Source organism: Citrobacter sp. Ce104 (assembly GCF_030334595.1).
In the GTDB taxonomy this organism is placed as follows: domain Bacteria; phylum Pseudomonadota; class Gammaproteobacteria; order Enterobacterales; family Enterobacteriaceae; genus Citrobacter; species Citrobacter europaeus.
This window is the reverse complement of the sequence record NZ_JAOWDP010000069.1, coordinates 303368-317756: the sequence shown is the minus strand read 5'-3', so window position 1 is coordinate 317756 and position 14389 is coordinate 303368. Positions and strand designations below refer to the sequence as shown.

Genomic DNA, 14389 nt, shown 5'->3' with positions numbered 1-14389 from the left:
CATGGGCAATGGATGGCATGAATGGCCGCTGGTCCTGTTTACGGTGCTCGGCCAGTGCGTGGCTGGCGCGCTGATAGTGAGTGGCTATGGCTGGCTGACCGCTAAAGACGGAATGGCAAAACAACGTATCGTGCGCAGCATGTTTTTTCTGTGGCTGGTGATGGGCATCGCCTTTCTCGCCTCGGTAATGCATTTAGGTTCACCGCTGCGCGCCTTTAACTCGCTGAACAGGGTCGGCGCATCTGCGCTGAGTAATGAAATCGCCAGCGGTTCTCTGTTTTTCGCCGTCGGCGGCCTGTGGTGGCTGGTGGCGTTTCTCGGTAAAATGCCCGCAGCGTTAGGTAAAATCTGGCTGCTGGCTGGCATGCTGCTGGGCCTGGTTTTTGTGCTGGCGATGACCAGCGTCTACCAGATAGATACCGTTCCGACCTGGTATAATGGCTACACCACGCTGGCATTTTTTATGACACTGTTGCTAAGCGGACCACTGTTTGCCGCCCTGCTGCTGCGCGCCGCGGGTGTTTCTTTTAACGCCGCCAGATTCGCCAGTATCAGCGTTGTGGCCCTGCTGGTGGCGGTGGCCGTTATTGTCCTGCAGGGTGTATCGCTCAGTGATATTCACAGCTCGGTACAAAACGCCAGCGCGTTGGTTCCCGACTATGGCAGTTTACAGGTCTGGCGTGTCCTGTTGCTGGCTGCGGGTCTGGGTTGCTGGATATGTCCGTTAATCCGTCGCAAAGAGCCGTCAGTCGGCGGACTGGCGCTGGGCCTGGTTTTAGTACTTGGCGGTGAAATCATCGGCCGGGGTTTGTTTTACGGTTTACATATGACAGTCGGCATGGCTGTTGCAGGTTAACTTTTGGGTGCGGGGTAACCCGCACTGTTCAGGATTTTTTGCATGACCCATTTTTCGCAAGGTGACAACTTTTCTACCGCAGCGCGCGTACTTGGCGCGCTGTTTTACTATGCGCCAGACAGCGTGGAAGCCTCTGCAGTAGTCAGTGCGTTAAGGGCCGATGGCTGGCAGGCGCAATGGCCGCTTGATCAAGCAACACTCTCCCCGCTGGCAGCACAACTGCAAGCCGAGACCGATGAGCCTCTGCCGCAGGCCTGGCAACGCTTGTTTGTCGGTCCGTATGCGCTACCTTCTCCGCCCTGGGGATCCGTCTGGCTGGATCGTGAAAATGTGTTGTTTGGCGACTCCACGCTGGCTCTGCGTCAGTGGATGCGGGACAACGGCATCCAGTTTGCCATGCAGCAAAATGAGCCAGAAGATCACTTTGGTTCGCTGCTATTGCTGACAGCCTGGCTTGCTGAGAACGAACGCCACACCGAGTGCGAACAGCTGCTGGCCTGGCATCTTTTCCCGTGGTCATCGCGCTTCCTTGAGGTGTTTATCGAAAAAGCTGACCACCCGTTTTACCAGGCGCTGGGTGAGCTGGCGCGCCTGACGCTGGCCCAGTGGCAGTCGCAGTTACTGATCCCGATAGCTGATAAGCCCCTGTTTCGTTAATTTCACGACAGGCAGGATGCATCCTGCCTGTCGTGCATCCTGCCTGTCGTGCATCCTGCCTGTCGTGCATCCTGTTGCGCACGCTGAGCTTTTGCTTCTGTTGTCAAATAGCCGCAAAATACAGCGTCTGAAACTTCCTCTCTGGCCACACATGCATCATTTACATGCTTATCCTGACTTGCGCGCCATGTTTCGCCGCCTGCTGATTGCCGCGCTGATTGGTATCCTCGCTGCGTTGGCCGTCGCAGGATTTCGTCATGCTATGTTTCTTCTCGAATGGTTGTTCCTGAGCAACGACACCGGGAGTCTGGTCAATGCGGCGACAAACCTTTCCCCTTTAAGACGTATGCTGACGCCTGCATTAGGGGGGCTGGCGGCAGGATTGCTGCTTTGGGGATGGCAAAAGTTCAACCGTTTACGCCCGCAGGCTCCCACTGATTATATGGAGGCCCTGCAAACCGACGGACAATTTGACGTCAGTGCAAGCCTGGTGAAATCGCTGGCCTCGTTACTGGTCGTTGCCAGCGGGAGCGCCATCGGGCGTGAAGGTGCCATGATTTTACTGGCGGCGCTTGCGGCCTCCTGCTTTGCTCAACGTTTTACCCCGCGTACAGAATGGAAGTTATGGATTGCCTGCGGCGCCGCTGCGGGTATGGCCGGAGCGTACCATGCTCCGCTGGCGGGCAGTTTATTTATTGCCGAAGTGTTGTTCGGCACGTTGATCCTGGCGTCATTGGGACCGGTGGTGGTCTCCGCCGTCGTCGCTCTGCTCACCACCAATGTGCTGAGCGACAGCAATGCGCTGATGTATGCCGTGCACTTCACACGAGAACTGCATGTGCTGGAATACGTCATGATCGTCAGTACGGGTCTGGCTGCCGGCGTTTGCGGACCGCTCTTTATGTGGTTAATGACCGCCAGTCATAATGTTTTTTTACGCTTTAAACTCTCGCCCCCGTGGCAACTGGCGCTTGGCGGGCTGATCGTTGGCCTGCTGTCATTACTCACACCAGCAGTATGGGGTAATGGCTACAGCGTGGTGCAATCATATTTACTTTCCCCACCATTGTTGGCCGTGGTGAGCGGGATCTTCATCTGCAAATTACTGGCTGTGCTTGCCAGCAGTGGATCCGGCGCGCCAGGCGGCGTGTTCACGCCAACGCTGTTTGTCGGTCTGTCGGTGGGCATGCTGCTGGGACGGGTATGGGGGTTGTGGCTTCCGGGTCCGGATGAGATTGCCATTTTGCTGGGATTAACGGGGATGGCCACGCTGCTGGCAGCAACTACGCATGCGCCAATAATGTCGACGCTGATGGTTTGTGAAATGACCGGGGAGTATCGTCTACTCCCCGGATTGCTGATTGCCTGCGTGTTGGCGTCAGTGCTGTCGCGAACGTTACGCCAGGACTCTATCTACCGACAGCACGCTGCCGAGCATTGACAGACGGATGTACTGAGACAGCTCGCGCTGCTCTGCCCGAGGCAGATAAGGTAGTTCGCCGATTAACGGAGCGGGTAATTTTTTACTTAGCACATCAATGATTTCCGCATAATGCGCCAGCCCCGGGTTGATTCGGTTCGCGACCCAGCCAATCAGCGGCAGTCCGTCGCTGGCAATCGCCTGTGCGGTGAGGATGGCATGATTAATACAGCCTTCCTGGATACCCACCACCATCAGCACCGGCAGTTGTTCCTGCACCACCCACTCCGATAACGGACGCAGATCGTTCATCAGACTGCGCCAGCCTCCGGTACCTTCCACGACAACATGATCGACTTTTTCGCTGAGGCTTGCGAGACCGTTGGATAACAGAGTGTAATTGACCGGACCACTATGCGCTACGCTACTTTCGTCTTCGCTGAGCGCAATCGGGTTGACCGCTTCGTAAGGCAGTTCGATAGTGGACACGCTTTGCAGCACCAGCGCATCTTTGTTGCGCAGGCCTTCAGGTGTCTCTTTGCTTCCTTTGGCTACGGGTTTGTAACCCGCAACGCTTTTACCCCCTGACGCTAACGCTTGTAGTAATGCGCGGGAAACCACGGTCTTCCCAACAGAAGTGTCTGTACCTGTAATAAAGAAACGCTTCAGCATCACTAACTCCACCGTTATGCTTTGAAAATATAAATCAGGAAAATAAAACAGTGGAGAAAGTCTAAGGTATGATGACGAGAATCAGCTTGAGATAGCGCAATTTTTCGTACAACAGTTAAAAAATGTTAACCCTGTAATAGACGAATCAACAAAGAACCGTTATACATCGCGTCCTTAACGAGCGCGGCCCCCGCCATCGTCCCTTGATTGGTGAATTGCGTACTTTCAACGACTATATGCTGACTGTAGGCCGGGAGCGCCTGCTGACGAATGCTGTCAGCAATAGTGGGGAACAGAATATCCGCCGCTTTACTGAGCGGAGAACCAATCAATATCTTTTGCGGGTTGAACAAATTCACCATGATGGCCAGAATGCGTCCGACGTGGGTCCCTACGCCGCTAATGATATCTTTCGCCAATAAATCACCCTGCATTGCCGCCAGACACAGTGCGTCTACCGTCAGCGGTTGTCCGTGTAAAGAAGAACTCATTGACTGCTTCAAGCGCACCTGCGCCAGTTCGAGCACGCTGTCGACGCTGGCGATCGTTTCCAGACACCCATGGTTACCGCAGTAGCAGCGTTTACCGTACGGATCCACCTGCGTATGGCCAATTTCCACCAGGCTACTGCTACCGGCATGTAGTAAATGACCGTCAGTGATCACCCCGGCACCCACGTTATGATCGATCACCACCTGAATGACATCGCGCGCGCCGCGCGATGCGCCGAAAAGCGCCTCAGCCATGGTCCAGGCGCTAATATCATGCTGAATATAGACCGGTACGCCAGTATGGTTCTCAAGCGCCTGGCCCAGCGGCATCTCTTTGACATCTTCGTAAAATGGCATGCGATGCACGATACCGTTTTCAGTATCAATAATGCCGGGTAAGGTGATGGCGATGGAGGTTAAGCGTTCCAGCTTTTGTTGGTGGCGGATGAAAAACTGGTCGACCTGAGTAATAACACGTTCCAGCAGCGGTGTTTCACTGACCAGCGCCATTTCGAGACAATCTTCTACCACCAGTTTGCTGCTCAGATCGCGCAGTGCCAGAAAGATCTCGCCGCGACTGATACGAATGGATAAATAGTGCCAGGCTTCCGTTTCAACAACCAGCCCAACAGCCGGACGCCCACGGCTGCCCGCTTCCTTGATTTCCAACTCTTGCACCAGGTGCGCTTCGAGCATTTCGCGGACAATTTTAGTAATACTGGCTGGCGCCAGTTGCGCCAGGCGAGAGAGATCAATACGCGATACCGGACCCAGCTGATCAATCAGGCGGTAAACTGCGCCAGCATTGGTCTGCTTAATTTGATCGATATGCCCAGGCTGACTATCAGCAACCACCACTTACTCCCTTTATTTTCGCGCTCCGAAATAATCTGCGGGCTATGGTGAAGCACTTCAATGGCTTCCGTCAACTTTTTACTTAGCCTTGTGATTTACTGCACATTTTCGCTCATTTTTAAACTAAATTAATCGCCTTAACTACCGCCAGAAGCTGTTCCCGAAAGCGTTGCGCGGCGTGACTTTGCTCATGATGCTTTGGCCACACTAACCACATTTCTGAAACGGCATCTTCCTCCGCTATCGGGATCCAACACATTTCATACAATTGCACCCGTTTAAAGGAAGCGGGAAGAATGGAGACACCTAATCCTGCGGCCACCAGCCCGATGATAGTCATCGCCTCACCAACCTCCTGAGCGATAGTCGGCTTCAGTCCATAGCGACGCATCAGGCCAAGAATATCGTCATACAACCCCGTCCCTACATGGGGGTCAAAAAAGACAAATGGCTCATTGGCCAGTTCCGCCAATGTGACCACGGGCTTTTGCGCCAGCGGATGCGTACGCGGGATCATCGCCATCAGCGGCTCATGCAGAATGATTTCATGCTCCAGCGTTTCAGGAAGCTGTGTGTTGCGCAGAAGTCCCAAATCCAGCGTTCCTTCATTAAGCGGAGCAATTTGCTCGCGCGTATTCATTTCGCGGGTTTGCATATGCACTGCAGGGTAGCTTTGGCGAAACACGGATAAGGTATCTGAAACCGCTTTGATAAACGGTGCCGAAGACGTAAAACCGATACGCAATTCCCCCGCTTCTCCCAGATGAAGCCGCTCAGCCCTGGCAGCGGCTTCATTAACCAAACCGAGGATTTGCCGACTGTCCGCCAGGAACTGCTTTCCGGCAGAGGTCAGCGCCACGCTGCGATTAGTCCGCGCCAGAAGCCGGGCGCCGACCTGCTGCTCCAGGATTTGGATCTGCTGGCTAAGCGGCGGTTGCGATATATTCAGCCGCGCCGCCGCCCGACCAAAATGCAGCTCTTCAGCAACCGCTACAAAGTAACGTAAATGACGCAGTTCGATATTCATATTTTTAAGATATCATTTGAGATTATTAATATATTAGACAGAATATTGTGATTTTCATACTCTTAAGGCTAGTCCTGTAGAAGTTTTGATTGAGCAAGGATTTCAAGTGAGCCGTACAACAACTGTCGATACCGCGCCAACCAGCGATGTTGATGAACAGATAGTTACCCCGCCGGATGGTTTTATCAAACGCGGAACATCCCCATTTATGCGCGTCACTCTGGCGCTGTTTTCCGCCGGGTTGGCGACTTTTGCTCTCCTCTATTGTGTGCAACCCATACTACCAGTGCTCTCAAACGAGTTTGGAGTCTCTCCTGCCAGCAGCAGTATTTCGCTTTCCATCTCAACGGCGATGCTGGCGATCGGTTTACTGTTTACCGGTCCACTTTCCGATGCGATAGGCCGCAAGCCGGTAATGGTTACGGCGCTACTGCTCGCGTCCTGCTGTACGTTGCTTTCGACGATGATGACCAGTTGGCACGGTATTTTAATCATGCGCGCGCTGATAGGGCTTTCGCTCAGCGGCGTGGCGGCAGTGGGAATGACCTATCTGAGCGAGGAAATTCACCCCAGCTTCGTCGCCTTTTCAATGGGCTTATATATCAGCGGTAACTCAATTGGTGGTATGAGTGGTCGTTTGATCAGCGGCGTTTTTACCGACTTTTTTAACTGGCGTATCGCGCTGGCGGCGATTGGGTGTTTTGCCCTCGCCTCCGCGCTGATGTTCTGGAAAATCTTACCGGAATCACGTCATTTCAGACCAACGTCGCTACGCCCGAAAACGTTGTTTATCAACTTTCGTTTGCACTGGCGCGACAGAGGGTTGCCGCTGCTGTTTGCGGAAGGCTTTTTACTGATGGGGTCGTTTGTCACGCTGTTTAATTACATCGGCTACCGTCTGATGCTCTCTCCGTGGGAACTCAGCCAGGCGGTGGTCGGCCTGCTTTCCGTAGCGTATCTGACCGGGACCTGGAGTTCGCCGAAAGCGGGTTCTATGACTACCCGCTATGGACGTGGCCCGGTAATGCTCTTTTCAACCGGCGTAATGTTGGCTGGACTGTTGATGACTCTGTTCACTTCGCTGTGGTTGATCTTTGCCGGGATGCTGCTCTTTTCAGCCGGGTTCTTTGCCGCGCACTCTGTGGCAAGCAGTTGGATTGGACCGCGGGCAAAACGCGCTAAAGGCCAGGCGTCTTCCCTGTATCTGTTCAGCTATTATCTGGGTTCAAGCATTGCCGGTACGCTGGGCGGCGTATTCTGGCACAGCTACGGCTGGAACGGCGTGGGTGGATTTATCGCCCTGATGCTGGTGCTGGCATTGCTGGTCGGCACACGTCTGCACCATCGTCTGCACGTTTAATCTACGATGCCCGGGTTCCGGGCATCGCCTTCATCAACCAGGCTGTAACGTCTGAGCCGCCATTTGCAGGGCAATAACCGTCCCGTTCATCACTATATGCAGCATAACTGGCATCAACAGCCCGTTACTTCTCAGTCTGGCGATGATCAAAACCTGCGACACAAGAAACAACATCAGCAACGTGCGCAAATCCACATACTGTGTATGCATGATGGCAAAAATGACCGATACCACCACCGACGACAGCCAGGTTTTATTATTGAACCAGTACTGGAATGCGTTGAATAAACAGCCCCTGAAAACAATTTCTTCATAAACTGGCGCAATAAATATCAGAGTAAGAGTAGATAACCACAGCGCATAGCTGTTTAGGGATATCTGGCTGGTCACCCACGCTTCGGTTTGTCTGAGGCCCAGAATCCATGGCAGGATGAGCTGAATAAACAACAGCGCCACGAACAAAATGGTAAACCACCTGGCGTTGAAAATTCCTTTGCCCAACCCCTCTCTTTTTCTGAAGAAGAAATAATGCAGCGGAACCAGCACAACAAATTCCAGCGCAAACAGCAGCGGAAAAAGTAGCCCTTTGGCAAGCAGTGTCTGGCTCGCGGGGAAAAATAACGGGGTAAACGTGAGACCAAACATCAGTAAAAACATGGAAAAACAGCCAGCAACCGCTTTGGTTCTGACGATATACAGGTTGTCGGCATCCTGTGACATACGATCTCCTTGCGCTTATCAAAGATAAGTTGATGAATTATCGATATATGATAAAAATTCTCATTATCACTGACAACCTACCAACTTTTACGCAATGGCCACGGGTTCACACGAGGATTGCGGTATAGCGCTTATCGCCAGAACATTATCGTCAGCTATTTAGTGGAGAATCCGCCAGCGGCAATGAAAAACGGAAACAGGCCCCAGCCGTGGAATTAACCAGGCTGATATCCCCCCCATGCAGCTCGAGCATTCTACGCACAATCAGTAAACCCAGTCCGCCGCGCTCTGCCCGCTGCTCACGGGGAATTAACGCGGTCGGGCGTTGAAATAATACTTCTCGTACAGCCTCTTCTACTCCTGGCCCACTGTCCTGCACTTCTGCTAATAGGCGGTCTGCATCACGCCAGACTTTCAACCGCACCTCACCCCCATCAGGCGTATGACGGATAGCGTTATCCAGCAAATTCGTCACGACTCTTTCCATCATCGACAAATCTGCATTCACCAGCGGTAGCGGTCCCATTACCTCAAGGTGCAACTGCAAGTGACGCGTGGCAACAGGGAGATCAAACTTCTGCGCCACATCCTGGATCAGCTCGCCAATAGCAAATCGTTCACGCTGCGGTTTTATACCGCCATGCTCAAGCCTCGCCAGTTCAAACAGCTGTTGTGACAGATGGCGAACCTTATGTCCCTGGCGCAGCGCGATGCTAAGATAATGCCGATTTTCCTCCGGCGTCATGGTATCGGCTTTCAGCGACAGCATTTCCAGATATCCCAGCAGGGAAGTCAGCGGCGTACGTAAATCGTGCGAAATATTGGCTATAAACTCTCTGCGCTGACGATCGCTATCCGCTAATAAATCCCACTGCAGGGCAATTTTCTGCGCTAATTCGATAAACGCATTGTTCAGCAATGCTATTTCATTCGCCGGTGCCGGTTCGGGATCTTTTTGCGCCAGCTGTTTGATGACGCTAATGCTGTCCTGCTCCAGTTTAACCACCTGTCCGGTCAGTCTTTTCACCGGGTTCGTCACCCATCGCCACACCAGGAATCCAGCGATTGCACCGGCTAATAAAACCAGTATTAACGTCCAGGCCACGGTATTCCAGAGCGTTTTTTGCCAGGCGGCATTCGCCAGCATATTCAGGTCTTCGCCCTGCAAAATAATGTACAAATAGCCATGCAGCTCACCGTTCAATAAAACTGGCGCGGCGCTGAATACTTTTTGCTGGCTGCTGCGCGGATCGTTGCCGTATACGGGCAGTTCGTCCGAATTAAGGAAAACCTGAATCGGCTGTACGCTAATTTTCTGTCGCTGAATATGCCCGGGCGGGGCGGCATCGGCGAGTATTTCACCTGACGGAGAGACCAGATACAACTCCACGCTTGGATTGAGCGTCATCAGGTGATTAAAAAGTCCTTTTAAGATCTGGCGATTAACCTGCCCACTGGCATCAATAAGCGACTCACTTTTGACAATCTTGCTCGCCAGCTCCAGTGAAAGTCTCTGCACCATGGCGTCGCCATACTGTTTACTGCTGCGGATCTGGACAACGCTGACGGTAACAGCGCAAATCAGCATAATGGCGGTAAAGACAAGGGTCAGGCGCTGGCTCAGCGACAGGCGATAAATCATGGCTGATGCTCCGCGTTAACCGCAGCAAGCTTATAGCCCCGTCCCCAAACCGTGAGAATAATTTCCGGCTCCGCAGCATCTTTTTCAATTTTGGTCCGCAGGCGATTGATATGACTGTTCACCGTATGCTCATATCCTTCGTGCTGATAGCCCCACACCTGATCTAACAGCGCCTGACGCGAAAAGACCTCCCCTGGATGACGAGCGAAAAAATAGAGCAGATCGAATTCACGCGGCGTTAAATCAAGCGATTTACCGTGCTGGCGGACTTCCCGGGCTAATGGATCAATCTCTACGCCATGGAGGGTGATAATCCCCGCTTCCATACGCAGGTTCTGACTCATAGCCTCCTGACGGCGAAACAGTGCTTTCACCCGGGCCATCAACTCCAGCACCGAGAAAGGTTTGGCCAGATAATCATCGGCCCCCATTTCCAGTCCCAATACGCGATGAGTTTCACTGGTACGAGCGCTGATAATGATGACCGGAAGATAGAAACTCATTTGACGGATCCGACGACAAATCTCCAGACCGTCCACGCCCGGCAGCATCAAATCGAGGATAACGGCATCCCAGACATGCTTCTCAAGTTGCTCAAGCGCTCGTGCCCCATCAGCCTCATGAATAATTTCGTACCCTTCATCCTTCAGGCTCAGTTGCAAAAGTGCGGCAATATCGCTGTCATCTTCCACCAAAAATATCTTTTTTGCGCCAGCCATCAGTGTCATCCCCCTCTCATCGTGCTGAAAGCTTACCTCAGGCAAGGGGCGGAAGTTATCACAAAATTTTTAACTTTTCGTGAGGATCCTGGGATACGCAGGCGCACAGTATGTCGTTATCGACACGCCAGACATCAACAGGGAAACGTCGCTTTGTTTTCCCTACTATGAAAATAAAAAGGAAACGTTATGCAGAAAAAACGTCCACTTCGGGAAGCTGATGTTACAGCCGAGTCAGTATTTTTTATGCAACGACGACAGATCCTCAAAGCACTTGGGATAGGCGCGGCGGCGGCGTCGTTGTCTGCCCCGACACAAGCCGGTTTGTTAAATTGGTTTAAAGGCAACGATCGTCCGCCTGCACCGGCGGGCAAACCACTCGGGTTTACAAAACCCGAGCTTTGGCAAAACAGTCTGCCCCTGACGCCGGAAGACAAAGTGACGGGCTACAACAATTTCTACGAGTTTGGTCTGGATAAAGCCGATCCTGCCGCCAATGCCGGTAGCCTGAAAACCGATCCATGGACGTTGACCATCAGCGGTGAAGTGAACAAACCGTTAACGTTGGATCATGATGCGCTGACCACTCGTTTTCCATTAGAAGAGCGTATTTACCGGATGCGTTGCGTTGAGGCATGGTCGATGGTTGTGCCATGGGTCGGTTTTCCTTTGCATAAATTATTGGCGCTGGTAGAGCCAACCAGCCACGCCAAATACGTCGCCTTTGAAACTCGCTACGCTCCTGATGAAATGCCCGGCCAGAAAGATCGCTTCATTGGTGGTGGGTTGAAATATCCCTATGTTGAAGGTCTGCGTTTGGATGAGGCTATGCACCCACTGACACTGCTGACCGTGGGCGTGTATGGCAAAGCGTTGCCGCCGCAAAACGGGGCGCCGATACGCCTGACCGTACCCTGGAAGTACGGCTTCAAGGGCATTAAATCGATAGTCAGTATTAAGCTCACGCGCGAGCAGCCGCCGACCACCTGGAATATGTCAGCGCCGAACGAATACGGTTTTTACGCCAATGTAAATCCGCAGGTCGATCACCCTCGCTGGTCTCAGGCCACAGAGCGTTTTATCGGTTCGGGCGGCATTCTCGATGTACAGCGACAGCCCACATTGCTTTTCAATGGTTATGCCGATGAGGTGGCCTCTTTATATCAGGGTATGGATCTACGGGAGTACTTTTAAGTGAGGCTAACCGCAAAACAGATAACCGGCCTGAAAGTACTGCTGCATCTCGCCGGTTTTTTACCCCTGCTGTGGCTCTTCTGGGCCACACAGCATGGCGGATTGGGGGCCGACCCGGGAAAAGATATCCAGCACTTTACAGGCATCACCGCACTGAAGTTTTTGCTGGCTACCCTGCTGGTATCACCGCTCGCACGATACGCAAAGCAGCCTTTGTTATTTCGCACCCGACGGTTGTTAGGCTTGTGGTGCTTTGCATGGGCTACGTTGCATATGCTCAGCTATGCGCTGCTGGAGTTGGGTATGCAAAATCTGGGATTGCTAGGACATGAACTGGTTTCACGCCCATGGCTAACGCTGGGCATGACGGGTTGGATTATCTTACTCCTGCTGACGCTGACCTCCACGCAAGCCGCGCAACGTAAAATGGGCAAACGCTGGCAAACGTTGCACAACTACGTCTACCTGGCCGCCATTTTGCTACCGCTGCATTACCTCTGGTCGGTAAAAGTGTTATCACCGCTCCCCATTATCTACGCCATTTGTTTTGTCGTGTTGCTGGCTTTTCGCTATAAAAAGCTGTTACGGAAAACCAGGTATAAAGGTGTGTTTATGAAAAGTGAATGAATCACGGTAAACTTCTCACCACACCTAAGCAGAACGAGAACAAAAAATGAGTAACAATGATAATTACCATCAGCTTACTCAGACATTCAACAGGTTCGCCATCCTGAAAAACTAACAGCGGCGGACAAGAAGGCATTTCGCAACCTACTTTCGGAATTCGTTGTGTCTTGAGTATGTTACCCTGAGCTTGATCAGATGAACCAGGAAAAGGATTTCATGATGAAAAGGCTCAGTTTTAGCCGCATTCTTAAGAGGTGCGGTATTATATTCTTATTATTCTTCGTTTTTTTGACGCAAATGTTCTACAGCAACGGCTTATATAAAAGCGCTATTTGGCTTGACGGGCTTTATCGGAAGCACACACAAGGCCCCTCCTCATCTGTCACCGCCTTGATGACGCCGGAAACTGTCGAAAAGAACAAATCACTTATTAAGCAAAGCATCACGAATGACGCCATTTTTATTGAGGGCGGCGAATTTACTATGGGTCCGGATAACTGTGATAATTATGCGCCAACGCTTTCTCAGTGCGCTGGAGCTCCTGTCTATCAGGTCAAGTTAAGTAATTATTCACTGTTAAAGTTTAAAATCACCAACCGTGATTTTGATACTTTTCAGGCTGATAATGATCAATTTATCAATCCGCATCATGACCGTTTTGATTCTGAACGCTGGGAGAAAATTCATCAACATGGCAATCTTCCTGCCATCCTGAATTGGAATATGGCTAATGATTATTGTCAGTGGTTAGGGAAGTTAACGGATTTGCCTGTTGCGTTACCCACTGAAGCACAGTGGGAATATGCCGCAAGAAATCGTGGTCAGTACGTTGGGTTTATGACCGACAATAATACAATAGAACCCGGAGTTAATGTTTCTTCTTTCGAAATGAGGCAAGCAATCAAGGACGGTTATCTTACTCCTGTTGGGCAATTCCCACCTTCACCACTTGGATTATACGATCTCTCCGGCAATGGCCTTGAGTGGGTTAATGACTGGTATTCGAGAGACAAACCTGACGGCAACGGCCCTTTCATTGACCCTAAAGGACCGGCAATAGGGTATTTAGACAGTGAAGGCCCTGCGAAAGTCTTACGCCCCTATCAACCCGATGCTGATTCATCAGGTTTTGGCGTGACTGTGCACGATCGTTATTATGCTGCTGTTTCTGCTTCTGTTGACTCCGCCAGTTCCTACACGGCCCGCTGCGTTATTAATCATTCGCAAAGGATAGCGACTCATGAGTAAAAAATATTTATGGATTTCATTTCTTATCGCCGCGTTGTTGCCATGGCTGTTATTTTCTGATGCTTTGCACGATAACGTCAGCCGACTGTTCGCCCGTGTTGGCTCAATATTTTCAACCAACGATACCAACGGCCTGGTCAGGCAAACCCAGGCCGATATGATCGAGATTAAGGGTGGCTCATTTTACTTTGGTAAGTTTGATACTGAATATGGCAAACAACGTTATGCCGAACTGCGGTTCAATTACCCTTTAGAACTGAGAGAAGTTACCATTGATAATTTTTCAATGACAAAATATCAGGTTACTTACGGGGATTATGCTATCTACACGCAAGTCAACGGCAAAGATCCTGTAGAGGTCACCGATCCAAATCAAAAGGAACTGAAAGAGGACCGTGTCCCGGTTTTACTCACCTGGCAAGAAGCACGAGATTATTGTCACTGGTTGGGCAAAACAACTGGGAAGACAATGGATCTACCTACCGAAAAACAGTGGGAATATGCTGCCCGTAGCCGAGGCCAGTTTATTCTCTACCCCACGGACACCGGCATCGTAGAACCCGGAAAGAATGTACCATTGGAAACTGACAAAGAGCGAACAGACTATTCGGTGTTGCAATATAAACTGATGTCCGTCGGGAAGTTTCCTCCAAACCCACTTGGGCTCTATGATCTAGCCAGCAACGGAGATGAGTGGACGCGTGATATTTATCAGGAAACAGGTTATTGGGCTGATAACGATAAATATAAGAACGACAGAGTGGTCCGCTCCCAGTCCATGAGTGCACACGGGGGGGCACCAACAGTTTCACGCAGTTATGACGACAAGCAAGCCAGGAATACGGCGCGGTGTGTCATGGAACCTTAAGCACGATGCAAAAAAGGTGACTGAATGAACAAG

Annotated in this window: 14 protein-coding genes; 8 read left to right on the top strand and 6 right to left on the bottom strand. The window is 51.5% G+C overall.

Annotation, left to right across the window (positions count from 1 at the left end):
- Position 1: 1 nt before the first annotated feature.
- From OGW16_RS24310 to clcB, 3 genes are all read left to right on the top strand, one after another.
- Positions 2-856 carry a dimethyl sulfoxide reductase anchor subunit family protein gene (locus OGW16_RS24310; RefSeq protein WP_075146145.1) on the top strand — a complete coding sequence of 285 codons (855 nt, stop codon included), beginning with the start codon at positions 2-4 and terminating at the stop codon, positions 854-856.
- A gap of 42 nt (positions 857-898) precedes the next feature.
- Positions 899-1513, top strand: a complete 615-nt coding sequence (gene dmsD, locus OGW16_RS24305; RefSeq protein ID WP_087053256.1) for a Tat proofreading chaperone DmsD — start codon at positions 899-901, stop codon at positions 1511-1513.
- 151 nt (positions 1514-1664) lie between these two features.
- Positions 1665-2954 (top strand): voltage-gated ClC-type chloride channel ClcB, encoded by a 1290-nt coding sequence (gene clcB / locus OGW16_RS24300; protein ID WP_286519146.1) that lies wholly within the window; start codon positions 1665-1667, stop codon positions 2952-2954.
- Here the strand turns inward: clcB and bioD are convergent.
- From bioD to ynfL, 3 genes are all read right to left on the bottom strand, one after another.
- A complete protein-coding gene (bioD, locus tag OGW16_RS24295; protein ID WP_043016378.1) occupies positions 2910-3605 on the bottom strand; it encodes a dethiobiotin synthase in 696 nt (231 codons plus the stop codon). The genes clcB and bioD overlap by 45 nt on opposite strands.
- A gap of 125 nt (positions 3606-3730) precedes the next feature.
- A complete protein-coding gene (mlc, locus tag OGW16_RS24290; RefSeq protein WP_043016379.1) occupies positions 3731-4951 on the bottom strand; it encodes a sugar metabolism global transcriptional regulator Mlc in 1221 nt (406 codons plus the stop codon).
- Positions 4952-5069: 118 nt separating this feature from the next.
- Positions 5070-5978 (bottom strand): multidrug efflux transcriptional activator YnfL/SxtR(Kp), encoded by a 909-nt coding sequence (gene ynfL, locus OGW16_RS24285; protein WP_047411352.1) that lies wholly within the window; start codon positions 5976-5978, stop codon positions 5070-5072.
- A gap of 106 nt (positions 5979-6084) precedes the next feature.
- On the opposite strand from ynfL, the gene ynfM reads away from it, so the two are divergent.
- Positions 6085-7338: a multidrug efflux MFS transporter YnfM/SxtP(Kp) gene (gene ynfM, locus OGW16_RS24280; RefSeq protein WP_043016381.1), complete on the top strand. Its 1254-nt coding sequence runs from the start codon at positions 6085-6087 to the stop codon at positions 7336-7338.
- 33 nt (positions 7339-7371) lie between these two features.
- Here ynfM and OGW16_RS24275 read toward each other — a convergent pair whose 3' ends face one another.
- From OGW16_RS24275 to OGW16_RS24265, 3 genes are all read right to left on the bottom strand, one after another.
- Positions 7372-8058 (bottom strand): CPBP family intramembrane glutamic endopeptidase, encoded by a 687-nt coding sequence (locus OGW16_RS24275; protein ID WP_200000711.1) that lies wholly within the window; start codon positions 8056-8058, stop codon positions 7372-7374.
- A 151-nt stretch (positions 8059-8209) separates the two neighbouring features.
- Positions 8210-9700, bottom strand: coding sequence for a sensor histidine kinase (locus OGW16_RS24270; protein ID WP_286519141.1), 1491 nt, complete (start codon positions 9698-9700; stop codon positions 8210-8212).
- Positions 9697-10419, bottom strand: coding sequence for a winged helix-turn-helix domain-containing protein (locus OGW16_RS24265; protein WP_043016384.1), 723 nt, complete (start codon positions 10417-10419; stop codon positions 9697-9699). Before OGW16_RS24265 ends, OGW16_RS24270 begins: the two co-directional genes overlap by 4 nt.
- Before the next feature lie 189 nt (positions 10420-10608).
- On the opposite strand from OGW16_RS24265, the gene msrP reads away from it, so the two are divergent.
- The 4 genes from msrP (at position 10609) to OGW16_RS24245 (ending at position 14356) form a co-directional block, all read left to right on the top strand.
- Positions 10609-11613: a protein-methionine-sulfoxide reductase catalytic subunit MsrP gene (gene msrP, locus OGW16_RS24260; RefSeq protein WP_286519139.1), complete on the top strand. Its 1005-nt coding sequence runs from the start codon at positions 10609-10611 to the stop codon at positions 11611-11613.
- Complete coding sequence (gene msrQ / locus OGW16_RS24255; protein ID WP_075146142.1) at positions 11614-12240, top strand: protein-methionine-sulfoxide reductase heme-binding subunit MsrQ; 627 nt, start codon at positions 11614-11616, stop codon at positions 12238-12240.
- A 216-nt stretch (positions 12241-12456) separates the two neighbouring features.
- Positions 12457-13488 (top strand): formylglycine-generating enzyme family protein, encoded by a 1032-nt coding sequence (locus OGW16_RS24250; protein WP_052128067.1) that lies wholly within the window; start codon positions 12457-12459, stop codon positions 13486-13488.
- Positions 13481-14356 (top strand): formylglycine-generating enzyme family protein, encoded by an 876-nt coding sequence (locus OGW16_RS24245; protein WP_087050576.1) that lies wholly within the window; start codon positions 13481-13483, stop codon positions 14354-14356. Before OGW16_RS24250 ends, OGW16_RS24245 begins: the two co-directional genes overlap by 8 nt.
- Positions 14357-14389: the final 33 nt, after the last annotated feature.

Bases quoted from the DNA above. Each gene is read 5' to 3' on its own strand.
- msrP (WP_286519139.1), top strand. From the start codon at position 10,609: ATGCAGAAAAAACGTCCACTTCGGGAAGCTGATGTTACAGCCGAGTCA.
- dmsD (WP_087053256.1), top strand. From the start codon at position 899: ATGACCCATTTTTCGCAAGGTGACAACTTTTCTACCGCAGCGCGCGTA.
- OGW16_RS24265 (WP_043016384.1), bottom strand. From the start codon at position 10,419: ATGGCTGGCGCAAAAAAGATATTTTTGGTGGAAGATGACAGCGATATT.
- ynfL (WP_047411352.1), bottom strand. From the start codon at position 5,978: ATGAATATCGAACTGCGTCATTTACGTTACTTTGTAGCGGTTGCTGAA.
- OGW16_RS24310 (WP_075146145.1), top strand. From the start codon at position 2: ATGGGCAATGGATGGCATGAATGGCCGCTGGTCCTGTTTACGGTGCTC.
- clcB (WP_286519146.1), top strand. From the start codon at position 1,665: ATGCATCATTTACATGCTTATCCTGACTTGCGCGCCATGTTTCGCCGC.
- OGW16_RS24245 (WP_087050576.1), top strand. From the start codon at position 13,481: ATGAGTAAAAAATATTTATGGATTTCATTTCTTATCGCCGCGTTGTTG.
- OGW16_RS24250 (WP_052128067.1), top strand. From the start codon at position 12,457: ATGATGAAAAGGCTCAGTTTTAGCCGCATTCTTAAGAGGTGCGGTATT.
- OGW16_RS24275 (WP_200000711.1), bottom strand. From the start codon at position 8,058: ATGTCACAGGATGCCGACAACCTGTATATCGTCAGAACCAAAGCGGTT.
- OGW16_RS24270 (WP_286519141.1), bottom strand. From the start codon at position 9,700: ATGATTTATCGCCTGTCGCTGAGCCAGCGCCTGACCCTTGTCTTTACC.
- bioD (WP_043016378.1), bottom strand. From the start codon at position 3,605: ATGCTGAAGCGTTTCTTTATTACAGGTACAGACACTTCTGTTGGGAAG.